At 36.6% G+C, this 24,888-nt stretch carries 27 protein-coding genes and 2 tRNA genes; 20 read left to right on the forward strand and 9 right to left on the reverse strand.

Annotated features, from left to right (window positions below; genetic code table 11):
* Nucleotides 1-98: 98 nt before the first annotated feature.
* The gene (surE, locus tag ACYT6F_RS05665) at nucleotides 99-869 is read right to left on the reverse strand and encodes a 5'/3'-nucleotidase SurE (RefSeq protein WP_169231672.1); all 771 of its coding nucleotides are present in this window, start codon (nucleotides 867-869) and stop codon (nucleotides 99-101) included.
* Between the two features lie 148 nt (nucleotides 870-1,017).
* On the opposite strand from surE, the gene ACYT6F_RS05670 reads away from it, so the two are divergent.
* On the forward strand, nucleotides 1,018-3,147 hold the full coding sequence (locus ACYT6F_RS05670) for a carboxy terminal-processing peptidase (protein WP_472600271.1): 2,130 nt from the start codon (nucleotides 1,018-1,020) through the stop codon (nucleotides 3,145-3,147).
* 99 nt (nucleotides 3,148-3,246) lie between these two features.
* On the opposite strand, the gene ACYT6F_RS05675 is transcribed toward ACYT6F_RS05670, so the two are convergent.
* Nucleotides 3,247-3,750, reverse strand: a complete 504-nt coding sequence (locus ACYT6F_RS05675) for a superoxide dismutase family protein (protein WP_169231674.1) — start codon at nucleotides 3,748-3,750, stop codon at nucleotides 3,247-3,249.
* A 370-nt stretch (nucleotides 3,751-4,120) separates the two neighbouring features.
* Between ACYT6F_RS05675 and ACYT6F_RS05680 the strand changes: the two genes are divergently transcribed.
* The 8 genes from ACYT6F_RS05680 (at nucleotide 4,121) to ACYT6F_RS05715 (ending at nucleotide 11,034) form a co-directional block, all read left to right on the forward strand.
* Nucleotides 4,121-6,361, forward strand: coding sequence for a TonB-dependent receptor (locus ACYT6F_RS05680; RefSeq protein ID WP_472600272.1), 2,241 nt, complete (start codon nucleotides 4,121-4,123; stop codon nucleotides 6,359-6,361).
* Between the two features lie 47 nt (nucleotides 6,362-6,408).
* Nucleotides 6,409-7,059, forward strand: a complete 651-nt coding sequence (locus tag ACYT6F_RS05685) for a hypothetical protein (protein WP_472600273.1) — start codon at nucleotides 6,409-6,411, stop codon at nucleotides 7,057-7,059.
* A 119-nt stretch (nucleotides 7,060-7,178) separates the two neighbouring features.
* A complete protein-coding gene (locus ACYT6F_RS05690; protein WP_472600274.1) occupies nucleotides 7,179-8,501 on the forward strand; it encodes a 2TM domain-containing protein in 1,323 nt (440 codons plus the stop codon).
* A 7-nt stretch (nucleotides 8,502-8,508) separates the two neighbouring features.
* On the forward strand, nucleotides 8,509-8,832 hold the full coding sequence (locus ACYT6F_RS05695) for a 2TM domain-containing protein (RefSeq protein WP_472600275.1): 324 nt from the start codon (nucleotides 8,509-8,511) through the stop codon (nucleotides 8,830-8,832).
* A gap of 2 nt (nucleotides 8,833-8,834) precedes the next feature.
* Nucleotides 8,835-9,404: a methyltransferase family protein gene (locus tag ACYT6F_RS05700; RefSeq protein ID WP_472600276.1), complete on the forward strand. Its 570-nt coding sequence runs from the start codon at nucleotides 8,835-8,837 to the stop codon at nucleotides 9,402-9,404.
* A 240-nt stretch (nucleotides 9,405-9,644) separates the two neighbouring features.
* Nucleotides 9,645-9,950, forward strand: coding sequence for a 2TM domain-containing protein (locus ACYT6F_RS05705; RefSeq protein WP_472600277.1), 306 nt, complete (start codon nucleotides 9,645-9,647; stop codon nucleotides 9,948-9,950).
* A gap of 11 nt (nucleotides 9,951-9,961) precedes the next feature.
* The gene (locus tag ACYT6F_RS05710) at nucleotides 9,962-10,234 is read left to right on the forward strand and encodes a 2TM domain-containing protein (protein ID WP_472600278.1); all 273 of its coding nucleotides are present in this window, start codon (nucleotides 9,962-9,964) and stop codon (nucleotides 10,232-10,234) included.
* Nucleotides 10,235-10,290: 56 nt separating this feature from the next.
* Entirely contained in the window at nucleotides 10,291-11,034 is a 744-nt protein-coding gene (locus ACYT6F_RS05715; protein ID WP_472600279.1) for a LytR/AlgR family response regulator transcription factor, read from the forward strand.
* Nucleotides 11,035-11,121: 87 nt separating this feature from the next.
* On the opposite strand, the gene ACYT6F_RS05720 is transcribed toward ACYT6F_RS05715, so the two are convergent.
* Nucleotides 11,122-12,018 (reverse strand): hypothetical protein, encoded by an 897-nt coding sequence (locus tag ACYT6F_RS05720; protein ID WP_472600280.1) that lies wholly within the window; start codon nucleotides 12,016-12,018, stop codon nucleotides 11,122-11,124.
* A 111-nt stretch (nucleotides 12,019-12,129) separates the two neighbouring features.
* Between ACYT6F_RS05720 and ACYT6F_RS05725 the strand changes: the two genes are divergently transcribed.
* Nucleotides 12,130-12,894 carry a glycine-rich domain-containing protein gene (locus ACYT6F_RS05725; protein ID WP_472600281.1) on the forward strand — a complete coding sequence of 255 codons (765 nt, stop codon included), beginning with the start codon at nucleotides 12,130-12,132 and terminating at the stop codon, nucleotides 12,892-12,894.
* A gap of 17 nt (nucleotides 12,895-12,911) precedes the next feature.
* On the forward strand, nucleotides 12,912-13,247 hold the full coding sequence (locus ACYT6F_RS05730) for a hypothetical protein (RefSeq protein ID WP_472600282.1): 336 nt from the start codon (nucleotides 12,912-12,914) through the stop codon (nucleotides 13,245-13,247).
* A gap of 76 nt (nucleotides 13,248-13,323) precedes the next feature.
* On the opposite strand, the gene ACYT6F_RS05735 is transcribed toward ACYT6F_RS05730, so the two are convergent.
* Both ACYT6F_RS05735 and mnmA read right to left on the reverse strand, forming a co-directional pair.
* Nucleotides 13,324-13,518: a hypothetical protein gene (locus tag ACYT6F_RS05735; RefSeq protein ID WP_472600283.1), complete on the reverse strand. Its 195-nt coding sequence runs from the start codon at nucleotides 13,516-13,518 to the stop codon at nucleotides 13,324-13,326.
* A gap of 68 nt (nucleotides 13,519-13,586) precedes the next feature.
* Nucleotides 13,587-14,774, reverse strand: a complete 1,188-nt coding sequence (mnmA, locus tag ACYT6F_RS05740; RefSeq protein WP_472600284.1) for a tRNA 2-thiouridine(34) synthase MnmA — start codon at nucleotides 14,772-14,774, stop codon at nucleotides 13,587-13,589.
* 115 nt (nucleotides 14,775-14,889) lie between these two features.
* On the opposite strand from mnmA, the gene ACYT6F_RS05745 reads away from it, so the two are divergent.
* Entirely contained in the window at nucleotides 14,890-15,417 is a 528-nt protein-coding gene (locus tag ACYT6F_RS05745) for a hypothetical protein (RefSeq protein WP_472600285.1), read from the forward strand.
* A 352-nt stretch (nucleotides 15,418-15,769) separates the two neighbouring features.
* Here ACYT6F_RS05745 and ACYT6F_RS05750 read toward each other — a convergent pair whose 3' ends face one another.
* A complete protein-coding gene (locus ACYT6F_RS05750) occupies nucleotides 15,770-18,298 on the reverse strand; it encodes an ATP-dependent Clp protease ATP-binding subunit (RefSeq protein WP_472600286.1) in 2,529 nt (842 codons plus the stop codon).
* A gap of 152 nt (nucleotides 18,299-18,450) precedes the next feature.
* On the opposite strand from ACYT6F_RS05750, the gene ACYT6F_RS05755 reads away from it, so the two are divergent.
* The 5 genes from ACYT6F_RS05755 (at nucleotide 18,451) to ACYT6F_RS05775 (ending at nucleotide 21,696) form a co-directional block, all read left to right on the forward strand.
* Entirely contained in the window at nucleotides 18,451-18,678 is a 228-nt protein-coding gene (locus ACYT6F_RS05755) for a uroporphyrinogen decarboxylase (RefSeq protein WP_472600287.1), read from the forward strand.
* Nucleotides 18,675-19,775 (forward strand): glycosyltransferase, encoded by a 1,101-nt coding sequence (locus ACYT6F_RS05760; RefSeq protein WP_472600288.1) that lies wholly within the window; start codon nucleotides 18,675-18,677, stop codon nucleotides 19,773-19,775. Before ACYT6F_RS05755 ends, ACYT6F_RS05760 begins: the two co-directional genes overlap by 4 nt.
* A 285-nt stretch (nucleotides 19,776-20,060) precedes the next feature.
* Entirely contained in the window at nucleotides 20,061-20,480 is a 420-nt protein-coding gene (locus ACYT6F_RS05765; protein ID WP_472600289.1) for a SufE family protein, read from the forward strand.
* Nucleotides 20,481-20,482: 2 nt separating this feature from the next.
* Nucleotides 20,483-21,451, forward strand: a complete 969-nt coding sequence (locus tag ACYT6F_RS05770; protein WP_472600290.1) for a glycosyltransferase family 9 protein — start codon at nucleotides 20,483-20,485, stop codon at nucleotides 21,449-21,451.
* Between the two features lie 80 nt (nucleotides 21,452-21,531).
* The gene (locus ACYT6F_RS05775) at nucleotides 21,532-21,696 is read left to right on the forward strand and encodes a hypothetical protein (protein WP_472600291.1); all 165 of its coding nucleotides are present in this window, start codon (nucleotides 21,532-21,534) and stop codon (nucleotides 21,694-21,696) included.
* 97 nt (nucleotides 21,697-21,793) lie between these two features.
* Here the strand turns inward: ACYT6F_RS05775 and ACYT6F_RS05780 are convergent.
* The 3 genes from ACYT6F_RS05780 to ACYT6F_RS05790 all read right to left on the reverse strand — a co-directional run bounded on the left by ACYT6F_RS05780 (nucleotide 21,794) and on the right by ACYT6F_RS05790 (nucleotide 23,265).
* A tRNA-Val gene (locus ACYT6F_RS05780) sits at nucleotides 21,794-21,868 on the reverse strand.
* A 33-nt stretch (nucleotides 21,869-21,901) separates the two neighbouring features.
* A tRNA-Val gene (locus ACYT6F_RS05785) sits at nucleotides 21,902-21,976 on the reverse strand.
* A 44-nt stretch (nucleotides 21,977-22,020) separates the two neighbouring features.
* Nucleotides 22,021-23,265 carry a bifunctional folylpolyglutamate synthase/dihydrofolate synthase gene (locus tag ACYT6F_RS05790; protein ID WP_472600292.1) on the reverse strand — a complete coding sequence of 415 codons (1,245 nt, stop codon included), beginning with the start codon at nucleotides 23,263-23,265 and terminating at the stop codon, nucleotides 22,021-22,023.
* 246 nt (nucleotides 23,266-23,511) lie between these two features.
* On the opposite strand from ACYT6F_RS05790, the gene ACYT6F_RS05795 reads away from it, so the two are divergent.
* The 3 genes from ACYT6F_RS05795 to ACYT6F_RS05805 all read left to right on the forward strand — a co-directional run bounded on the left by ACYT6F_RS05795 (nucleotide 23,512) and on the right by ACYT6F_RS05805 (nucleotide 24,717).
* Nucleotides 23,512-23,679 (forward strand): hypothetical protein, encoded by a 168-nt coding sequence (locus tag ACYT6F_RS05795; RefSeq protein ID WP_472600293.1) that lies wholly within the window; start codon nucleotides 23,512-23,514, stop codon nucleotides 23,677-23,679.
* Nucleotides 23,680-23,682: 3 nt separating this feature from the next.
* Nucleotides 23,683-23,841, forward strand: a complete 159-nt coding sequence (locus ACYT6F_RS05800) for a hypothetical protein (RefSeq protein WP_472600294.1) — start codon at nucleotides 23,683-23,685, stop codon at nucleotides 23,839-23,841.
* A gap of 78 nt (nucleotides 23,842-23,919) precedes the next feature.
* Nucleotides 23,920-24,717, forward strand: coding sequence for a lysostaphin resistance A-like protein (locus tag ACYT6F_RS05805; protein ID WP_472600295.1), 798 nt, complete (start codon nucleotides 23,920-23,922; stop codon nucleotides 24,715-24,717).
* Nucleotides 24,718-24,888 lie beyond the last annotated feature (171 nt).

Raw genomic sequence — 24,888 nt, forward strand, 5'->3', positions numbered from 1 at the left:
GAAAATTGCTGCAATTAGGAAAGTCTCAGACTTTCCTTTTTTTATGATCAATAAAAAAGACTGTCTCACTTTTGAGACAGCCTCTCAATATTTTAGATTTAATCAAACTTCATCACCTCGCTTAGCGTATTCATATACTCATACGCCGTAAGGTCGAATTTTACCGGAACAATGGAAATGTAGCCGTTAGCAAGAGCTGTTTCGTCTGCATCTTCAGATTCATCCATATTGTTGAAATATCCGGTAAGCCAGTAATATTTTTTACCGTGAGGATTTACCCTTTCATCAAAGCTTTCTTCCCATTTGGCGTGAGCCTGTTTACAGACTTTTACCCCTTTAATTTCTTCCTTTGAAAGCTTCGGGATATTCACATTCAAAACAACGCCTTTAGGCATTGGGTTTTCCAAGGTTCTTTTAACAATATTCTGAATATATTCTTTTGCCTGTGTAAAATCTGCTTCCCAGCTGAAATCCAGTAACGAAAATCCGATCGCCGGAAGATTCTCTACACCTGCTTCTACCGCTGCAGACATCGTCCCGGAATAAATAACATTGATAGACGAATTGGCCCCGTGATTGATCCCCGAAACTACAATATCGGGTCTTCTCGGTAATATTTTATCAAGCGCCATCTTTACACAGTCTACCGGTGTCCCGCTGCATGAAAAATCTTTCTGCGGGCCTTCCAGGTGCACTTCTTCATAGCTGAGCGTAGAATTGATGGTAATCGCATGACCTTTACCGCTTTGTGGTGAGTTGGGTGCTACAACAACTACTTCTCCGATTTCGTTCATAAAACTTACAAGATTTCTGATACCAGGTGCCGTAATCCCGTCGTCATTAGTAACCAGAATAAGAGGTCTTTCCATATTAAAATTTAATTTTTAACAAAAATACTTAAAACTAATCGATATTTGTAAAGAAGGTATTAAATTTGATAATTTGTAACAGTAAATCAAAAATTACTACTCATTAAAATACTTTTATAAAAAAATTAATAAAATACATTACCGATTTATGTGGAAAAATTTTAAGCTAAATAAATTTTTACTCCTCATTCCATTAACAAGTCTAATGTTTTGTTTCAACTCGCCTAAAAATGATGACGAAAAGATGCAGACGATAATGGTGAGCGTAAAAAACACACTTTCTTATTTACATTACAGTCCAAAACCTATTAACGATGCGTATTCCAAAGATGTTTACAAGCATTATTTCGAATTGGTAGATCCGGGGAAAAGATACTTCCTGCAGTCGGATATGGACGAATTTGCAAAGCACGAAACCAAGCTTGATGATTATATTAACCTGGGAGATCTTACTTTTTACAAACTTACGGTCGACAGATTATACCAGCGTGCCGATGAAATTGATAAAATGACACAGGATATTTTCAGCAAGCCGATTGATCTTAAAGAAGATGAATCACTGATTCTTGAGCCGAAACTTAAAAAATCACCTGTAAACAAACAGGAGATGTATAATGAGTGGAAAAAATTCATTAAATACAATATTCTTCAGGAAATTGAATCCATGAACAGCAAAGAAGAAGCTCAGAAAGAGAAGAAAGATTCTGTTCAGAAATATAAGCTGAAAGATACGATCAGGTACGAGCCTATTGCACCGGATCAGAAGATTAAAAAAGCAACAGATGAGGTAAAAGATCTTGTAAAAGAAACATTCACCAGATTCAAGAAAAGAAAGAAAATGGATTGGTTTACCGTATATATGAACGCTTACACCGAAGTTTTCGATCCGCACACCAACTATTATTCACCAAAAGATAAAGAAGACTTCGATACCAACTTTACAGGAAAAGTAATAGGGATCGGTGCCATTATCCAGGAGAAAAAAGGAAATCTGTATCTGGGAACCTTAACGATTGGTGCTCCGGCATGGAAATCCAAACAGCTTTCCGAGGGAGATAAAATATTAAAGGTAAAATCCAAACCGAAGGAAGACGCCGTAAACGTTGTCGGAATGCTTTCTGACGAAGCGGTACGATTGATCAGGGGAGAAAAAGGAACACCGGTAACCTTAACTGTTCAGAAAAAAGACGGAACGATTAAAGACGTAACAATGATCCGTGAAGAGGTTGCGATTGAAGATACATTCGCAAGAAGTATTGTCATCAACTCTCCAAACGGTAAAAAATATGGTTTCATCAATTTGCCGAGCTTCAACGCAGATTTTGAAAATCCAAACGGAAGAAATGCTTCAGATGATATCAAAAATGAAATCATTAAGCTGAAACAGCAGAATATCGAAGGGATCGTTCTGGATCTTAGAAACAACGGAGGAGGTTCTCTTACGGAAGTAGGCGATATCATGGGACTTTTCATGGATGCAGGACCTTATGTTCAGGTAAAAGACGGAAACGGGAAAATCCAGACCCTTAAAAACAAGCAGGAAGCGCCGATCTGGACAGGACCATTAGTAATTATGCAAAATGAACTCTCTGCATCTGCATCTGAGATTCTTGCAGGGGTAATGCAGGATTACGGAAGAGCAATGATTATCGGATCTCCACAATCTTTCGGGAAAGGGACGGTACAGACTTTCGTGGATCTGAACAGATTCTTAAATACAGAAGACGATTTCGGATCTCTAAAGCTTACGATTCAGAAATTTTACAGAATTACCGGTGAATCTACCCAGAGAAAAGGAATTGTTTCCGATATTGAAATGAAAGATTTCTTTACCTATGCCGAAGTGGGAGAACGATATGACGACTATGCTTTAGCTTGGGATAAAATTCCTTCTACCAACTTCCAGAAGCTTAATTATTTCAACATTCAGGCTCTGGAAAAAGCAAGCGCAGACAGAATGGCGAAAAACGCTAAATATCAGCTATTGCTGGAATCTGCACAATGGAGAGAAAAACTGGATAAAGAAGAAACAATAACGCTGAATATCGATAAGTTTAATGAGCTTACCAAACAGAGAAAAGCACAGATTGAAAAATTCAAATCTTTAAATAAATTTGAAAACGGACTTAAGTTTTCCATGTATCCTAATGAAATAGAGAGAGAGAAAAAAGATGAAGCATTCAAAAAGAAATCTGAAATCTGGATCAAAAATCTTAAAAAAGACCTTTACCTTCAGGAAGCCATGAACATCATTGGAGATATGAATGTAAAGTCTTAAAATAACAATTATCTTGATCGGCAAGACCGTAACAAGAAACAAAAAAACCGTTGCCTGATGTTCTCGAAGGCAACGGTTTTTTTATTGAAATAAAAGAAATTATTTAATTTCTATACATCCCACTCTTCCGCCGGCATTTCCCGTAGGCTGCGTATGGAAGTCGTCTGCGGAAGCATGAATAATCATTCCTTTTCCGATAATGTTTTTAGACTCATCTGTACATCCCAGACACCATTTGTCGGTCTTGAAAGTCAGCATGGCGTTTCCGTTCTGATCGGCGGTAAGATTGCCGATATCTCCCATATGGAAATGTTCGGCACCCCATTTTCCGTGATCATCTTTGGCAGGATTCCAGTGTCCTCCGGTTGAAGTTCCGTCAGCTGCAGAACAGTCTCCCTTTTCATGAATGTGTACGGCATGGATTCCCGGGGTAAGGTTAGTGACATCCAGCTTCATCACAACTTCGTCTCCCTTTTGGGTAAATTTTGCCGTTCCGCCGGTCTGTGTGTTGCTTTTAGACATGACCTGGTATGTTTTTGTCGTTCCGCACGAAACAACAAACAACGTGCATGCTGCCAGTAATGATAATGTTTTAACTTTCATTTTTAAATGATTTAAAGTGATTGTAGTATAAATTTAAAAAAACATTTACGGATATACCTTACGATTTTAAGATCTTTTTGAAAATAACAGTAAAAGATTCTTTTCTAAAGAATAATAAACTTGATAATTGAAAATAAAACAGCTAGTTGAAATTCCCCTACCTGGAGAGGTGACAAAAATTCAGGAAATTTTTGACGGAGTGGTTTAATCAGGCACAATTAACTATGCCTTTCTTGTTGGTAATAACAAAGAGTAGTCGCTCCCGCCTTTAAAACCAAAACCAACCATTCAGAATTCAAAATCTACCGTTCGGTAACAAAAATTTATCTTCATTAAAATTTCATCCTATTTTTGAACCGAAAATAAAGCTATGAAAACAAAACTATTATTTCTCATTTCTCTTCTGTTCTTTGCATTAAGCATAGCACAGACAAAAATATCGGGAAGGGTAACCTATAAGAATAAAGGCGTGGCAGAGGTAAATGTTACCCTGAAAGATACATATGACGGAGCAACCACCGATACAGAAGGGAATTTCTCTTTTGAAACATCGGAAAAAGGGAACAGAACCTTACTATTTACACATCCCAAGTACATGGATGTTGAAAGATCAATAACCATTGAAAATCAGGAAATTTCAGTAAATGCTGAACTGAAGGAGCAAATCAGTGAAATTGATGCTGTTGTCGTATCAGCCGGATCTATTGAAGCCAGCGACAAAAAAAGGGCTACAGCACTTCTCACCCCGATTGATATTTATACTACCGCAGGAGCAGACGGACAAATATCTTCTGCTCTTACCTACCTTCCCGGGGTTCAGAAAGTAGGAGAAACAGAAGGCCTTTTCATCCGTGGAGGAACAGGAACGGAGTCCAGAATTTTCATGGATGGAAGCCTTATCAACAATTATTTCTCGAATTCGGTTCCGGGAATTGCAGGAAGAGACCGTTTTAATACTTCCCTTTTCAAGGGAAATGTATTTTCAAGCGGCGGATATTCTGCACTGTACGGACAGGCCCTTTCCGGAGCTCTGATGCTGGAAAGTGTTGACCTTCCTGATCAGAGTTCTTACGATCTCGGAGTTTCACCCATATTTTTGAATGCCGGATTTCAGAAACTAAGCGAAAATAAAACCACCTCTTTCGGAGCAAGCTTAGGATATTCCAATTTAAAGCTGATGCAGGATGTTATTAACTTCAACACCGACTTTTCAGAAGCTCCCCAAAGTTTTAACGGTGATTTTAATTTCAGAATCAAAACAAAATCAGGAGGCTTCTTTAAGTATTATGGAATGTACGATTCCAACAGAATGGGAGTGAAAACCCAAAGTCTCGAGCCGGCAGATTCTGATTGGTCTCTGGTAAAATTAAAAGGAAAAAACACCTATCATAATTTATCATTTAAACAGAAATTCGGAAAATATTTGCTGAATGCCGGAACATCCTATTCATTCAACCGGTCGGATCTTAATTTTTCAACTGAAAAGGATGGTGTTGAAACTGGAAAAACTAAACTTTTGACCGACGGGAATTATATCAATTTCAAAACCGTTTTAGAAAGGAAAGTTAATAAAATCAGTGCATTGCGTGGTGGAGTTGAACTCAATGCAGCCAGCGAAAAACTCAGCTTCGATGAATTTGTTCAGAAAAACTACAAAGACCTGATTTCTTCCGCATTTGTGGAAACAGACCTTGGATTCAGCAATCAATTGTCCGCTAAAATTGGAGTAAGAGCAGAATATTCATCTTACCTTGAAAAAAGCAATATTGCTCCGCGTCTGGCTTTAGCCTACCGTTTTGCCAAAGACTGGACAACCTCTTTCGCGTACGGTATTTTTTATCAGAATCCTGAAAGCAGATACATCAACGCACCGGCAGATCTTGATTTTCAGAAAGCGCAACATTTTATCTTCCAGGTACAGAGAACAACAGAAGGAAGAAGTCTTAGGCTGGAAGCTTTTTATAAAAAATATGATGACCTGATCAAAGTAAAAAACCTGAGTTATATTGACGGACAGAATCAGTATATTCAGACGGCTGACAACAACAATGGCTATGGTTTTGCAAAAGGTCTTGAACTATTCTGGAGAGATAAAAAAACATTTGAAAATATTGATTACTGGATCAGCTATTCTTACCTGGATTCAAAAAGAGATTTTATGAATTATCCGGTAAGCCTGAAACCTAATTTTGCTTCTGAGCATACGCTTTCAGCGGTGGCAAAAAGATTTGTACCAAAATGGAAAACGGGATTTAATCTTTCTTATACTTATGCCAAAGGCCGTCCGTATTATGATATTGCAACACAGGATGTGAACGGGGATCAGAAATATTTTGTAAGAAACGAAGGACGCTTAAAAGATTATAATGCTCTGAATTTCAGTGTAAATTATCTTCCTAATTTAGGGAAGAAAGATGCTAAAGCATTTACCGTTCTGGTACTGGGCGTATCGAATATATTAGGCTCAAAAAACGTGTACGGCTACAATTTTTCAATGGATGGAAGCAGGAGATCAGCAGTAGTACCGCCGGTAAATACCTTTGTCTTTATAGGAGCTTTCATCAGTTTCGGGGTTGATAAAACACAGGATGCCATCAACAATAATTTATAATAAAAATTACATTAAATACATTACTATTAACTTTAAAAAATTTAAAAATGAGAAAATATTTTTTAACTTTCGCTTTAAGTATGATGAGTTTAACAGCTTTTGCTCAGGCAGATTATGAAAAAATTATGTCTGATAAAATTGCGAAACTGGAAACCACCAGATCAACCGATGAATTCCAGGCGCTGGCCAATGATTTCGACAGGATCGGGAAAAAGGAAACAAAGCAGTGGCTGCCTTCCTATTATGCCGCATTGGCTTATCTTCAGAAAGGCAGAATGCAGATGCAGTCCGGTAAAATGTCCGAGCTTTCCATCAATGCAGGCATTGCCGATAAGTATCTGGATCAGGCAGAAGCTATTGCCGGGAAGGACAATTCTGAAATTCATCTTCTGAGAAAAATGGCCTATTCGCTGAGAATGATGGAAAATCCCGCAGAACGATACATGACAGACGGAATGAAAGCCATGGAAGAGCTTAAGAAAGCAGAAACCCTGGACCCAAATAACCCGAGAGTAGCGCTCATTAAAGCCGAAGATACTTATTTTACACCGGAACAATATGGCGGAAGTAAAGAAAAAGGACTGGAACAGTTTAAAGCAGCACTTGTAAAATTCAATGCTTTTAAACCTAAAACCGCTTTGGACCCGAACTGGGGAAGAGCCGAAGCAGAATATTTTCTAAGCGGTGCCGCGAAATAATTTTCATAAGCCTTCTCTTCGGAGAAGGTTTTTGATGGGATTGCAGAGAAAAGAGTCATTCGGCAAAAATAATTTTTAATACTTTTAGACAGCCTAATTTTGAGGCAGGAAAACCGATAATGAAACGCAAGAACTTTATAACTTTATGCTGGGTTTCGCTGGCAACATCCATGTTTTTCTTTTTTGTCTTTACCGATGAAAAAAATCTGGAGAACTTTATGCTTACCATTGCCATATCTTCCATGTACTCTTTTGTTTTGGGTGCAGGAAACGGGCTTATTAATGATTTTCTCAATAAAAAGTTTCCCTGGTCTGAAGCTACGACCAAAAGGGCTGTGATCAGTATTATTTCTATTTTATTGGCGAATATCATCATGGTTTATTTCTGTAATTACATGAATTTTGTCGTTTTTCAGAAAAGTGCCACTACCGAAGAATATTTTACCGGGAAATATAATTATATCAATTGGTTTACCATTAATATTGCTTTGCTCATTTCCGCCTTTCTCCATGCCAAAAGCTTCATGGTAGAGCTCAAAAAAACATCCAGAAAAGAAGTGGTGGAGCAGAAACTTATTGCAACGTCTGCCAACGCCCAGTTCGAAAGTCTTAAAAACCAGCTTGACCCGCATTTTTTATTTAATTCTTTAAATGTATTAAGTTCGCTTATTGATGAAAATCCCAGGCAGGCCCAGAAGTTTACCGCTTCAATGTCAAAGATTTACAGGTATGTTTTGGAACAGAAGGACAAAGAGCTCGTAACTGTTGAAGATGAGTTGGAATTTGCTAAAACATACTGTGAACTACTGAAAACAAGATTTGAAGACAGTGTAGATTTCATTTTCGATGTGAAAAAAGAAGATTACAGAAGATTTGTCGTTCCGTTGTCGCTTCAGCTGTTGCTGGAAAACTGTATCAAGCACAACTTTGCGACATCATCAAAACCTCTTATCATCAAAATTTATTCTGAAAATGATACGCTGTGTATTGAAAATAACCTTCAGGTAAGGGAGCAGATCAAAGAAAGTTCCGGAATAGGACTGGCTAATATTGTACAGCGGTATTCACTGCTCACAAAGAAAAATGTCTTTATCGAAAAATCTGAAGATTATTTTAAAGTAAAACTTCCGGTATTATCGATTAAGCCTAATGTTGTCAGTGAAAAAGCAACCGATGAAGACAAAGCTTACGAAAGAGCACAAAAAAGAGTAAAAGAACTTAAAAGCTTTTATGGAAACCTGATCTCTTATTGCATTATCATTCCTTTTCTGATTATTCTCAACCTCATAACTTCGCCCCGAGATATCTGGTTCTACTGGCCGATGCTGGGGTGGGGAATAGGTCTTGTCGCCCACGGAATGAGTGTTTTTGCCGTCGGAAAAAGCTGGGAAGAAAAGAAAATCAGGGAAATTTTAGAAAAGCAGAATAACTTTAAAAATTAAAAACATCATGAATTCTATCAATAAAGATGAAATCAGATACAAAGAAGCAGAAAAACGCGTCAGGAAAATAAAAAATTTCTATGTTTTCGCTTTCGTGTACCTCGCGGTGAATATTTTTATCATGGTAATGAATTACAAACAATTAAAGCCGGGAGAAACAATCTGGCATCTGAAGTACTTTTCGCTGCCAATCTTCTGGGGAATCGGACTTATCAGCTATGCTATTAATGTTTTTGTTCCTGGAGCTATTTTAGGAAGAAACTGGGAAGAAAAGAAAATTAAAAAACTGATGGAAGAAGAAAAAGCTGCACAGAATAAATACAATAAATAATCATGAAAATACTACAGATCTTGTTTGCTGTTTCCATGGGAGTATGGTTTTTAAGTGAAATTCTATACAAGAATATTCTAAAATCCGGGGACAATGACAAAAAAGATAAAGACCGCTCAACGCTGAATATTCTGTGGCTGGCTATTCCGTTATCCATTGCATCATCCGTCAGTGTTTCATATCTTACAAAACTACCGATTTCTGATGAAGACCGGATTTATTACATCGGAGTTGCTCTTGTATGGGTGGGAATTATTCTTAGGTTTATCATCATCAGATCATTGGGTAAATATTTTACCGTTGATGTAACGATACGTGAAGATCACAAAATTAAAAAGGAAGGTTTCTACAAATATATAAGGCATCCGTCATACGCTTTTTCGCTGCTGACTTCACTCGGCCTGGGATTGTATCTTAACAATTGGTTCTCGTTGATTTTAGCTTTTTTAATTCCGTTTATTGCTTTCAGTTACAGAATTACGGTTGAAGAAAGAACTTTGATTGAGCAGTTCGGGGAAGAATATCTGGGATACAGAAGAAAAACAAAAAAACTGATTCCGTTTATTTACTAATTAAGTCTAATCTTAACAAGTTCATTTAATTAAATCATCAGAATACCAATTGGTATTCAGCATAATCTGCAAAAGAAAAAAAATCGAAGAAAAACAAAATCCCGATTCTCCGTTGAGTCGGGATTTTTACAATTCAGGATGCATATTCTACGGTTCGGTCATATTAAATTGATTTAAGGCCTGTTTCCGTGCTACATTTGTCTCAACAAAAACAAACAATTAATCTTAAAAATAAAAATTATGGAAACGTACATCAACAAAGAAGAATTAGCCTACCAAAAAGCATCAAGAAGAGTAAAAGAACTGAAAGGATTTTACGGAAACCTTACTTCATACTGCCTTGTTATTTCTTTCTTAGCGGTCCTGAATCTTATTACATCACGAGAATATCTATGGTTCATCTGGCCGATGTTAGGTTGGGGAATAGGAATTGTAGCCCACGCCGCCAATACGTTCGGAATCGGGAAAGACTGGGAGGAAAAAAAGATCAGACAGCTGATGGATGAAGAAAGAAAAATACAAAAACACTTTAATAATAACCTTTAAAAATTAATACAATGAACTACAATCAGGCACAACAAAGGGTACACGACTTAAAAAAATTCTATAAAAACCTTCTATGGTTCGGAATTGTTGCCGCAATCATTTTTGCAGATGATTTTTTTAAAAAAGGAATTCATCTTTCACTTTGGGACGGATCCATTATCCTTGCTATCTGGGGAATTATTTTAACGGTAAAAGCCGTGAAGCTATTCATTTTTGATTCAGAATGGGAGCGAGGCATCATTGAAAAAGAAATGAAAAAAACAAAAGACCCCATTCAGTTTTAAAAACTGGTAACTTTTAATTATTTTTAGATCTTAAAACTCAATCTGGAACTTAAAAAATGATAAGAACAGTTATTATCGAAGACGAAAAACCGGCTTTAAGGAAATTGGAAAGAATGCTTGCCGAATTTCCTGATATAGAATTGATTGCCAAAATAGAATCTGTAGAAGAAGGCATTTCCTGGTTTTCTGAAAATGAACATCCTCAGCTTATCTTTTCGGATATTGTTCTGGGGGACGGCCTGTCATTCGATATCTTTGAAAAAGTTCCGACGAAAGGGTTTATCATTTATACCACTGCTTTTGACCAGTATACGCTGAAAGCATTTAAGCTCAACAGCATCGACTATCTTTTAAAACCTATCTTAGATGAAGATCTCGGTGCGGCCATTGAAAAATTCAAGTCGTTTATCCCTTCGGATAATTCTGTTAATTCACAGGAAATAAAGCAGTTAATTAAAAAAGATAAGACTACGCTTTCCAGGATTCTGGTGAAGATCGGGTACAATCTTAAGATCGTGCAGACGCATGAAGTCAGCTGCTTTTACAGCGAGAATAAAATTGTTTATCTGCAGACTCAGGAGCGTGCTTTTCCTTCGGATTTTACTTTGGATGAACTGGAAGATATTCTGGATGACAGGAAATTTTTCAGGGTAAACCGACAGTTTATTATCAATTCGGATTACATTAAAAATATCCATACATCACCCAACTATAAAGTTGAGCTCGAGTTTCAGCCTAAAGAAGAAATTACGGTAAGCCGCGACCGCGTGAAGGATTTCAAAGACTGGCTGGTAAGTTGATTCATAAAAGATAATAGAGAAAAGATGATAGACTTTCTCTTATATCCCAAAACTTTAAACCTTGAACTTTAAACTAAAAACCCACAACTATTTGTAATCAATCCGGTTAGCTTCCGTATCTTCAAGTTGTTTTACAATGGTTGGCGGTATTTCTTCACTGTCAATGGGAAAGCTGATGGAATCCGTAATAAAAGTTTTCCGGTCTGCTTTCTGAAAAATTTCGAAAAGAGCAATCGGCTCCTGGTTAAAACTGATACACGTACTTATAAAATGCAATTCATGGAGCTTGTATTCTGGATTTTTAAGCTTTTCCTTGATATCTTTTATCCTTGAGATAAAATGACGCTGGCGAATGAACGTATTGCTGTTCATGATGATAAAAACATAATCTGAATAGGCTGTAACCTTGCCGAAATACTTATGCCGGTCACCACCGCTTCTTTCAATGAAATATTCTCCTGACGTCTCAGATTTGTAGATCTCTGTTGCCGATCTCCAGATGCGTTCTTCACGGGCCTGTAAAGGATTATCCGGAAGATTCCTGTTGTAGGAGTACCAGCAGCCGACCAGCTTATCGAGCAGTTCCCTGTTCTGCTTTACATTATTCATGTCAATGCGTAAGTCATTAAAATTAAACGACTCTGTATTAGAATTAATGAAATCAATATAGTTTGAATATCCTAAGACCCGTACAATCTGGCTTAACTTGGCAAGATTGGGTTTGCTGATGACAGCATTTTTATCCTGGGAATATTTCTTTAGTTTATTGATAATCACATGTTCATAAAGATAATTGGAACCCAGAACATCCGGATTTTTTCTGAGACCTTTTCCCTCATTTTCATTTATGATGAGGTCATTTAGTTCAGCAACAATATAAGACCATTCCGTCTTGGAAACATCTTCCCAATGGCTTTTCTTCAGGAAATGCATGGCTAAGAAATTCATGAGCTTTTCCAGATGCAACAGATCTTCTTTTTTCATTTGACTAAATTATAAGACTAATATAAGATTATTTTAAAACTTAATAATACAGCTGTAAGACTTTTATATTTATTCTTCATGTGATATTTGAGTAGAAACAAAATATAAACAATGGAAACAAAACTCATCTTACAGAATGATCCGCTTTGGAAAAGACTTCAGAATTTTTCATTAGACCATCCTAATGCTGATTTTCCCTTTTCAAAAAAACTGGCGAAAGAAGAAAACTGGCCGAGCTCCTTTACTGAGAAAGCGATCGAAGAATACAAGAAGTTCGTTTATCTCTGCTGTACATTGCCTGATGGTGCTTCACCCAGTGAAATTGTCGATAAAGTATGGCACATGCACTTGATTTATACCCAAAATTACTGGGAAGAATTCTGTCCCGATATTCTCCAAAAGAAATTGCATCATCATCCGTCACAAGGAGGGCCAGCGGAAAATGAAAAGCACAACAGCTGGTTCAATGAAACATTAAAAAGCTATCGTGAAATTTTTCAGCAGGAACCGCCTGAAGAGATTTGGAAATCAAATTTAAAGCCTTCAGACAAGAAAAATAAATCATACTTCGGTAAAATTGCTCTTCTATTGATTAGTGCTTTCATCATTTATTCCTGTTCTGAAAATAACAACAGCGGATTAGGAATATTTTTTACTCTGATTTTCTTCTTTGTAATTATCGTATTGATCATAAAAGCATTCAATAATAAAAACGGATCAGATAAAAACAATACAGACGCGGAAGGTGACGGAACATTTTTCTACACTTGCGGAAGCGACAGTTCTCACGGAGACGGAGGAAGTTCTTCCGGGTGCAGCAGTTCCTGCGGAAGCAGTTGTGGAGGAGGCTGCGGAGGATGTGGCGGCGGAGATTAATCATTAAATTCCAAACAATGAGAAGAATATTCATTCATACCATTCCGTTTGCAATCAGTTTTTTATGGCTGCTTATCCAAAATCATACTTCAAATCCGTTTGCTTTGAAAGGTCCGGATTTCCTAAGATTTTACCTGGTTCTTATTTTTGGATTTTATACTCTGACTTTTGTTCTGAACTTCGTACACAAGATTTCAGAAACAACGTTTTATTGTTTAGGCTTGATTTTTTTAATAGGAACCATCAAACTCTTTATTGGAATGATATTAGGAAAACCTGTCGGATTTTTAATCATGATTTTAATTGCCGAATTAATTGTATTCCTTATTCTTAAAAGATCTTATTTAACCTGAAAATTAAAATAGAATATTATCATTTTATCCAAAAAGAAACCCGAAACAAGATGCTCCGGGTTTTATGATATTATAACTACAGTTTCATTTTTTCTGATCTGTATCGGTTGATCAGGAAATAGGTGAGTAGAACCAGCATCACGCTCAATGTAAGCTGCGATTTTTCCGGATTAATGATCTCCTGATAAAGATGATATCCGAAAAACGAAGATACTAAAGCAATAATTAATTGTTGAGCATGAGAATAATTGTTTTCTAAAATGGTTTTCATAATGAAATTTTTTATTGTTATTTACAGAGTAAGTATAACAACTCAAAATATGTTACAGAAAATTTTTTTTATGAAATCACTCCGCTTCCCAATAATTCTTCTCCGTCATACCACGCGGCAAACTGTCCTTCGGCAATTGCGGATTGAAATTCTTCAAATTCAATATAAAAAGCATCATCAAACTGATACAGCGTTGCTTTCTGCAAGGGCTGCCTGTAACGGAATCTAGCCATGACTTCCATTGATTCTCCGTTTTTCAGCTGTAAATCTTTACGAACCCAGTGCAATTCGGAATTATCGATTTTCAAAGCTTTTTTAAGCAATCCGGGGAATTGATGTCCTTCTCCTACGAAAAGAATATTGTTTTCCATATCTCTGGAGATGATAAAACAGCTTTCCTTATGTCCGCCGATGCCAAGCCCTTTGCTTTGTCCGATCGTGAAGAACTGGGCACCCTGATGCTTTCCGATTACCTTTCCATCAGATTTTTTATAATTGATTTTTTGGCTTAAAAATTCAAGCTCTTCCTGTTTGGAAGAAAATTTCGGCTTTTCCTGGGTAAAAAGAGGTGAATCCTTGAAAATTTCCACAATTTCTCCCTCTTTCGGAACTAATTGCTGTTGTAAAAACTGAGGAAGACTTACTTTCCCGATAAAACACAATCCCTGAGAATCTTTCTTATCAGCCGTTACCAAACCGATTTCCTTGGCAATTTCCCTCACTTGAGGCTTTGTCAGTTCCCCGATCGGGAATAACGCTTTAGATAATTGATCCTGACTTAATTGGCATAAAAAGTATGACTGATCTTTATTGTTGTCTTTCCCGGCTAAAAGATGGAAAATCTCTTTTCCATTTTCATCAATGGTAGAATCTACTCTTGCGTAATGTCCGGTTGCCACTTTATCTGCTCCGAGCGACATTGCCGTTTTCATAAAAACATCAAATTTTACTTCGCGGTTGCACAAAACATCAGGATTCGGGGTTCTTCCTTTCTGATATTCATCGAACATGTAATCTACAATTCTTTCCTTGTACAGATCGCTCATATCGATCACCTGAAACGGAATTCCAAGCTTTTGGGCCACCATTAAGGCATCATTGCTGTCTTCGATCCACGGGCATTCATCTTCCAGCGTTACCGAAGCATCATTCCAGTTTCTCATAAATAAGGCTACCACTTCATGGCCCTGCTGTTGCAATAAATACGCCGCCACACTGGAATCTACACCTCCTGAGAGGCCTACTACTATTTTCATTTTTTCAATTTTACGAAACTCTTAACGGGAGTTCTTAGTTTGACGCTGCAAAAATACAATTAAAAAGATTCGTAAAAAAGTTATAATTTTAGCCATCGACAAAAACAATATTATTATGAAAAAGTTTATTATTCCATTATTTCTCCTCATTTCAGGTTCAGTTTTCTCCCAGCAAGCCATTACAGCTGCACCGGAAAATACAAACCGCTGGACTTTTGGAGGCGGAATCGGCTTTGGTTTTGGAAGCAATAACTATTTTAACCTTTCAGCTGCTCCGAGGGTAGGATACAGGCTTACCGATGATCTTGAAGGCGGAGTTTTGGGAAGTGTTTCGTGGCAGAAATCCAATGCGTACAGCTCAACCATGTTTGGAGTTGGGCCTTTTCTGAACTATTATTTTGCAAGAACTTTCTTTTTAAGTGCTAATTATCAGCATTATTTCATCAATTATAAAGATAAATTTTACGATTTTAAGGCAAATGAAAACGAAGATGCGCTGTATCTGGGCGGCGGATATATGCAGAGAATCGGGAATAATTCTTACCTGCAGTTGGGTTTAATGTATAATGTGCTGTGGAAAGAAAATTCGAGTATTTTCTCCAGTGGCCTGGTTCCTAATATTGGTTTTGTGGTGGGACTTTAATCTGAAGATACAGTGTAAGATCATTATATCCAGATCGGCGCCATCTGTAATCAGCGTGGAATATTTTTTCTCCCGCGGATCGCACAGATTTCGCGGATTGAATTTTTTAAAAGCTTTTAATTAAACGCAAAGATGTAATTATATAATTATTAATTTTTATTAGCAAAGGCAAATAAATTTGCTTCACGAATGTGGAATATGGCTTTATCAAATCAACGTATTGATTTAAACTTTGCTCCTTTAATGAAGTATTAATTGAATAATTTTTGCATTAGAAAATATAATTATGCAGTAATAAAAAAAGCATCAGAAGTAATTCCGATGCTTTTATTATTAAATTATTTATTTACGATTAAGAAGACTTTTCTGCCGATTTCTTCGGTTTTGACGTCTTTCCGGTTAATCCGTCTTTTGCCTCATTGACGTCAAGAACTACCGTTTCTCCTTCGTTCAATTGCTTGTTTACCAGCATTTCGGCCAATAAATCTTCAATGTACTTCTGGATCGCACGTTTCAATGGTCTTGCACCGAAATCTTTATCCCATCCTTTTTCAGAAATAAAGTCTTTGGCCGTGTCGGTTAATTCTACTTTATATCCTAATTTTTCAAGACGGCTGTATAATTTACCAAGCTCAAGATCGATGATTTTCTTAATGTCGGTCTGCTCAAGAGAATTAAAGATAATAATATCATCAATTCTGTTCAGGAACTCAGGGGCAAATGCTTTTTTAAGGGCATTTTCAATAGTACTTCTGGCTCTTGTATCGGTACTTGACTTTTTAGCTGATGTTCCGAATCCTACACCGTCTCCGAAATCTTTTAGATCTCTTGTTCCGATATTTGAAGTCAGGATGATAATTGTATTTCTAAAATCTATTTTTCTACCTAAACTGTCGGTAACGTGACCTTCATCTAAAATCTGCAGCAAGATGTTGAATACATCCGGGTGAGCTTTTTCGATCTCATCAAGAAGTACCACAGCATAAGGTTTTCTTCTTACAGCTTCTGTTAATTGTCCACCTTCTTCGTATCCTACGTATCCCGGAGGCGCACCCACTAATCTTGAAACCGCGAATTTCTCCATGTATTCACTCATATCAATTCTGATCAGTGCTTCGTCAGAATCGAAGAGTTCTCTTGCCATTACTTTTGCCAGCTCGGTCTTACCAACACCGGTTGTTCCTAAGAAAATAAAGGTACCAATCGGACGGTTCGGATCTTTAAGACCCGCTCTGTTTCTCTGGATTGCTTTAACAACCTTTTTCACAGCGTCTTCCTGACCGATTACTTTTCCGTTCAGGTTTCCGTCCATTCCGGCAAGCTTGTCGAGTTCATTTTTACCAACTTTCGTTACAGGAACACCACTCATCATAGAAACCACTTCTGCCACATTTTCTTCTGTTACGGTTTCTTTTTTCTCCTTCACATCTTTGTCCCATTTATCCTGGGCGGCATTCAGCTCCATCTGAAGTCTTTCTTCTTCATCTTTCAGTTTTCTGGCTTCAAGATAATCCTGCGCTTTAACTGCTTTTTGTTTCAGTTCTTTGATCTCTTCGATTTTCTTCTCAAAATCAATGATTTCGGTAGGAACTTTCATGTTTTTGATATACACGCGAGATCCGGCTTCATCCATTGCATCGATTGCTTTATCCGGTAAGAAACGGTCTGTAATATATCTTGAAGTTAAATTAACGCATGCTAAAATGGCTTCATCTGTATAAACTACATTGTGATGCTCTTCATACTTATCTTTAATCTGATTAAGAATCTGAACTGTCTCATCAATAGAAGTCGGTTCCACCATAACTTTCTGGAATCTTCTTTCCAAAGCGCCGTCTTTTTCAATATACTGACGGTATTCATCCAGCGTTGTAGCTCCGATGCATTGAATTTCACCTCTTGCCAGAGCCGGTTTGAACATGTTCGATGCATCTAAACTTCCGGTAGAACTTCCCGCACCAACAATAGTGTGAAGTTCATCAATGAATAAGATGACGTCCCTGTTTTTTTCCAGCTCGGTCATGATTGCTTTCATTCTTTCCTCGAACTGGCCACGGTACTTCGTTCCGGCAACTAAACTTGCCAGATCTAAAGTGATCACTCTTTTATTGTAAAGAACTCTTGATACTTTTTTCTGTTGAATTCTTAAAGCCAATCCTTCCGCAATCGCAGATTTACCAACTCCAGGTTCTCCGATAAGGAGCGGGTTATTTTTCTTTCTGCGGGATAAGATTTGGGAAACTCTTTCAATTTCTTTCTCACGACCAATTACAGGATCTAGTTTTCCGTCTCTTGCCAAAGAAGTAAGATCTCTACCGAAATTATCGAGGGTAGGGGTTTTACTTTTTGCAGAGCCTAAATTTCCTGTAGGCTTTCTCATCTGCTCAAAATCTTCTCTTTCATCATCATCGTCATAAGCGCTCATTTGTGGCGCCTGCCCGGAGTTTTTAAGCATGGTCTGATATTCCTTTGAAACTCCTTCATAGTCAATATCATAAGCGCCTAAAATATTTGAAGTAGGATCCTCATATTTGTAAAGAATGCCTAAAAGCAAATGAACGGTATTAATCTCATTGCTTTTATATTGTCTGCATTCAAGTTCTGCACGTTTAACGGCATGATCTGCCATTTTGGTGAAAGAAATATTGGTTACCTCCTCAGATATAGGATTAAGACTTGCTGTATTTAAAGTTTCAATTTTTCTTCTGATCTGTGTTAAATCCGCATTAAGGTTTTGAAGGATTTCTTTTGCAGAGTTTTCCGTTTTTATAATACCTAAAAGTAGATGTTCTGTATTAAGAAATTCACTTTTCAGCCTTTTCGCTTCGCTTTTGCTTTGTTTGAACACCTGGCTCAAACCTTGTGAAAACTTATAATCCATAATATATCTCATTAGAATAAAAGCAGCATTGCCATTTATTCATTATCTAAATTACAAATATTTTACCAAAAACCAATAAATGACTTTATGGCAGAAAAAATTTTATTATCTTCCTGAAAATGATTATGTTTGTGATCTTCTAAAATTCTATCATGAACTCTGAAACTGCTGCCTATATCGGCTATTCTGCATCTCTGTTTATTGTACTGAGCTTCATCCTGAAAGATGTGAGAAAAATCAGGATTGTCAACATGATAGGATGCATCTGTTTTGTCATTTATGGTGTTTTCAGCGGGATGCTCTGGCCGGTCATTATTCCGAACGGGCTGATTTGTTTTATACAGGTTTATCATCTTCTGGCTGATAAAGACAAGAAATGAACAGGAAAAGAGTTATTGTTTGCGCTTTCAGCAATCTCTATACAGATCAGCGTATCGAAAAGATATGCAGAACACTGCACGAAAACGGATATGATATTGAATTGATAGGCAATACCTGGGGTGGAAATAATGAGTTATCACGTCCTTATAAGGTCTCGAGGATACAGCTGATTTCTACAAGTCTAAAGACTGCTTATTTTGAATTCAACTGGAAGTTGTATAGAGAATTAAAGGAAAAAGCAGATAAGGAAACTATTCTTTATGCCAATGATCTTGATGCTTTGCTTCCCAGTTATTTAATAGCTAAAAAAAAACAGATTCCGCTTATTTTTGACAGTCATGAAATTTTTTCCGAAATGCCGGCAATTCAGGGCAAAATGTCACAAAAATTATGGCGCTACCTGGAAAGAAGACTGGTTCCGGAAATTAAGCACATGATTACGGCAAGCTCAGGGTATGCAGATTGGTTTAAGAGTCGCTACGGAATTCAGGCGGCGGTTGTACAAAATGCACCCCGGAAAATGGATTTCAAGTCTGAAATTCCTGAAAACAATCCTAAAATTATTTTATACCAGGGTGTTATTAATCCTTTTCGCGGAATTGATAAGGCTATTCTGGCCATGCACCACCTGGACCATGTCATTTTTAAAATTGCAGGTGACGGACCTAAAAGAGAAGAATATGAAAAGCTTGTGCTCAGAGAAAACCTTCAGGAAAAGGTTGTGTTTTTAGGAAAACTTTTGCCGCAAGACCTTCGAAAGATTACTCTTACGGCAGACTGCGGGATAAGTATAGAGGAAAACGGGGGAGAAAGTTATTATTATTCACTGCCGAATAAAGTGTTGGATTGTATTCAGTCACGGGTTCCTTTGATATTGTCGGATCTTCCTGAAATGAGACGGATTAAAAATCAATATAATATCGGGGAAATTATAAAAGATCATGAGCCGGAAACCATTGCCCAGGCCATTCAGACTGTTTTAAATAAAGGAAGAAAGTTTTATCTGCCTGAACTTGAAAAAGCAGCAAATCAGCTGTGCTGGGAAAATGAGGAGTTAAAGTTGCTGGAAGTTGTAAAGAAAGCGTCTTTTTATTAATTTATTTTTATATTTAAGGGTGTCTGCAACCCTAGCCCCGATTGTCGCGACATCCTTTTAGGTTTCGGGCGGAGCGAAGCGGAGCCCGAAACCTAAAAGATACAGCAGAAAACGGGAAAAAGCTTCAATCTTACAAGGTAAATTGATTGATTCCGGAAATTAAATCAGTACGCTTCGATAAAGTCAAATATGGGAAAAGGAAAAACTTGTATTTACTTTTCATATGAGGTCAGTAATAAAATAATCTTTTAAAATTGGTTATCTTTGCAGAAAGAATAGATCAACATGACCATTAAGGAAAAACAGCAGGAAATAATCGATGAATTTGCTTTTCTTGAAGACTGGGAGCAGAAATATGAGTACATCATAGATCTGGGTAAAGAGCTGAAGGGCCTTGCTGACGATAAGAAAACAGATGAAAACCTGATCAAAGGCTGCCAGAGCAAAGTCTGGATTGATGCCGAGTTCAGAGACGGAAGATTGTTTTTCGATGCAGATTCCGACGGGATTTTGCCAAAAGGTATTGTTTCTCTCTTAATAAGCATTTACAGCGGACACACCACCCAGGAGATTTTAGACTCTGATTTTGATTTTATTTCAGAAATCGGGCTGCAGGAGTTTTTGTCTCCTTCCAGGGCTAACGGATTAATGGCCATGACCAAACAAATTAAATTTTACGCAGTTGCCTATCAATTGAAGTCGTAATTGTGACAAGAATTTTAGCATATCGTTTTTCCGCTTTTGGTGATGTTGCGATGACAGCACCCGTGTTCCGGGAGTTCCTCGAACAAAATCCCGATGTCGAAATTATTATGGTTTCCAGAAGTAATTTTGAAGCCTTGTTTGCTGATATTCCGAATCTTATATTTAAAGGCGTTAACCTTGATGATTATAAAGGCGTCTTTGGACTCAACCGGCTCGCCAATGAACTCATTAAAGAGTTTCGTCCCGATCTTATTGCCAATCTCCATGATGTTATCAGAACGAAAATTCTTGATAGAATCTACAGTGCTAAGGGGTTTAAGGTTTTTAAAATCAATAAAGGAAAAGAAGAAAAGGAACATCTGACCGACATCTGGAATATTAATAAAGTGCAGCTGAAAAAGACAGTGGAGCGATATGCCGACGTTTTTCGTGCAATGGGCTTTAAGGTGAAGCTTTCTCATACATTACGGCCTAAAAACATCCACAAATCCGGGATTGGTTTTGCCCCTTTTGCACAACATAAGGGAAAAATGCTGCCTCTTGAAAAATCATATGAACTGGTCAGGATTTTATCGCAACAAAGAACCGTTTATTTTTTTGGTGGCGGCAAAAATGAAACCGATTTACTGGAAAAATGGGAAAATGAGATTCCTAATACCCACAGCCTCGCCGGAAAGTTAAGCCTTACAGAAGAGCTGAATAAAATTGCAGAGCTGGAACTGATGATCTCTATGGATTCGGCAAATATGCATCTTGCCAGTCTTGTTGGGACGAGATGTATTTCCGTTTGGGGACAGACTCATCCTTATGCAGGATTTTTAGGGTTCGGGCAAAGCGAAGAAGATGTTGTTCAGGTAAAAGATCTTACCTGCAGACCTTGTTCTGTTTTCGGGGATAAAGAATGTTTCCGCGGCGACTGGGCGTGTATGGGTGAACTTAATATACAGAAGATTGTTGAAAAGATAGTCTAACCTGCTAAAGATATTTTCATCATTATCGCTTATAATGCTGTTGGCACAGTATTTATATTTGACTATCAAATAAAGAAATTATGAAACTGTATAAAAAATTAGGAATAGCATTTATTGTAGCAATATTTGTAACCTCCTGTGTCGCGGTAAAATCTAACGGGAACCGCGGGCTGCCACCGGGACAGGTGAAGAAAGTAACGGGTGCCAAGTCTGCAAGAAATTATGCTCCGGGACATAATAAGTAATAAAATCATAACGTTCACAGTCTGCTGAACGTTTTATTTTATCAATTTATTGAATGATAGAAAATAAAAAATCTCCCTTGAAAAAGAGAGATTTCTGTGGGTCCTGAGGGATTCGAACCCCCGACCCTCTGGGTGTAAACCAGATGCTCTGAACCAACTGAGCTAAGAACCCGAATTTTTTTGAAAGGTTTCGTTTCCTTTTCTGTGGGTCCTGAGGGATTCGAACCCCCGACCCTCTGGGTGTAAACCAGATGCTCTGAACCAACTGAGCTAAGAACCCTCTGTATCGTTGTTTCCTCGATTAGAGTGGTGCAAATATACGACTTATTCGGAAATCTCCAAATTTTTTTCTAAAAATTCTCCCACAACAAAATTACTCCCACCGATAAAAATCATTTCTTCTTTTCTACAATTCTCTTTTGCAGTGAGATACGCTTCCTGCACCGAATCGAAAATTTTATAAGAAATTTTTGCTTCCTTCAATAAATCCTCATATTCCCACGGTGACCTGCCTCTGTGAATGGAAGGTTTTGCAAAATAAAACGCAGCATTTTCAGGTAAAATTTTTAAAACATCATCTATTTTTTTGTCATTTACAAACCCTAAAATAATATGCTTATGCTTATCAATAGTATTTAACTGGTCAAAAACATATTCCAGTCCGGCCTGATTATGGGCTGTGTCACAAACGGTAAGAGGATTTTGGGAAAACTCAAACCAACGGCCGATAAAGCCGGTATTGCGATGTACATTCAAAAGTCCGTTTTCTATATTTTTTTCGGAAATAATGAAATTCAATTTGCGTAATTTTTTTGTTAAAGCTAAAACAACCCGGATATTCTTTTCCTGATAATTTCCCTTAAGATCAGAAGTTAAGTCCGTTTCTACTACAGTTGCATCTATAAAAGATGTATTTTCCCGGTCTGCTTTATCTTTAATGATCTTTTTTACCACTTCGTTTTCGTCTCCTGAAATAATCGGGATCTGCGATTTGATAATTCCCGCCTTTTCAAAAGCAATTTCTTCAAGAGTATCTCCTAAAATATTCTGATGATCAAGCTGAACATTGGTAATGGCAGAAACGAGCGGCAGAATAATGTTGGTAGAATCCAGTCTTCCGCCTAAACCGACTTCAATGATGGCTACATCAACCTGCTGCTGATAGAAATATTCAAAAGCCATGATGGTGGTAAACTCAAAGAACGAAGGCTGTATATCTTCAGGCAGGCTTTTAAGTTTTTGAATAAAATGGTAGACAAATTCCTTATCACAGTTCTTGCCATTGATTTTAATTCGTTCCGTGAAATCAATGAGGTGAGGAGAATTGTAAAGCCCCGTTTTATATCCTGACTCCTGAAGGACAGAAGCAAGCATATTGCTCGTAGATCCTTTTCCGTTCGTCCCTCCAATGTGGACGCATTTTATTTTTTCCTGGGGATTTCCGAAGAAATCACAAAGCCTCCTGATATTGTCTAATCCCGGTTTATAAGCCTTTTGCCCATCAGTCTGATAATTGGGAGCCTGTACGAACAGCCATTCTACGGCTTCCTGGTATTGTGCGGTTGTCATGATGCAAAATTAAACTTACCGGAGAAATTTAACACAGATTTTAATTAAAATTTTTTTAACCAAGCAAGATAATATTCAGAATAAAATAATTTAAGAAAAGTTAAAATTTAGTCTTTTTATGTGTGAAAAATATTTTTATAAACTTTCAAATTGTATTTTTTTAAAGCGGCAATTATTTTTGCTAAAAACATAAGTGCACAAATGTTTTTGAAATAGAAAATTTATTAACATAAAATTTTTAAAAACATGGATTTAAAAAAATTAAATGTTCAGGAAATGAACAAAAAAGAAATGAAAAATACTCAGGGTGGTATTTGGTGGTTGCTTGCGGAAATCGCCTATGAATTAATCTATTCACAAGACGATGTTAAAAAGGGGTATGCTGCAGGACAGGCTTTAATTAAAAACAGATAGTATATGAAAAGTTTAGTAGAATTAACAGACAAAGAATTAAAGTCCACAAATGGAGGGTCACTAATTGGATTCGTTATTGGATTCGTTGGTGCATGTCTTGTATATGCTGCAGAACATGAAAAAAAGATTAACCTTCCGGGAGGTCAGGCAATGAAACAATAATTTGCAATTTTAAGTAATTAATGTGAGTGGTTTTAATGCTACTCACATTGTTACCTATTACAATTGAATTTTTATTTTATGAACAAAATAACTTCATTATTTTTTAAAATATTCTATATCCAGCTTCTTATTTCTATTCCTTTCTTTTTTATTGCATTTGAAGATTATCCAAAAAAAATATTTACCGTTAATTTATGGATTGCATCTTTTTTTCCACAGTTGATATGTGGGGTATACTTTTTACATAGATTAAATCTGTTTAGTGCTTTAAAAGAGAATTTGTTGTTAAATATATGGACATCTAATAACTTATTTATTATGTGTTTAGGAATTATTATTCCCACAATAATTTGGTTAATATTAAAATATGGTAATCTAATAGAAACAAGCTTTACTCAAAAAATTGATTATTTAAAACTTATGTATTGTTTATTGTTACTTTTTTTATCTGCATTTATGGAAGAATTCTTTTTTAGGTTTCTACCTTTTACTATAATAAAAGATGAATTGACAATAAAAAATATCTTTATTACATCATTAATATTTAGCTTATTTCATTTATTTAATCCAAACCTCAATATTATAGGCTTGTTAAATATCCTAATTGCTGGCATTTTTTTAAGTACAATATATCTCAGAACTAATTCTCTTATTTTATCGACAATAGTACATTTTTTATGGAACTTTATGATTGGTTGTATATATGGTAGTTCTATAAGTGGTTTGAGAATAGATAGCATTAGTAAGTATAAATTTTTATCAAGCAATAAGCTATTAACTGGATATTATTTCGGCTTTGAAGGTTCTATCTTTACTAGTGTAATATTTCTTATTTTTATATGGATTTTGGTTAGAAAAGTAAATTTTTCAAAATAGAACTATTTTCGTTATTGTGTCCATTTAGAAAATTATATATCCAATATTGTATACTTTTCTTATTCATTTATTACATAATTCTTTCGTTTTTATTGTTGACAAAATTTAGTATTCTTATAATCTCAAAAACATTATAAAATTCGCATGAATCTTTCAAAATATAAATTCCTT

The sequence above is a fragment of the Chryseobacterium sp. NG-CE01 genome (genome assembly GCF_055695505.1).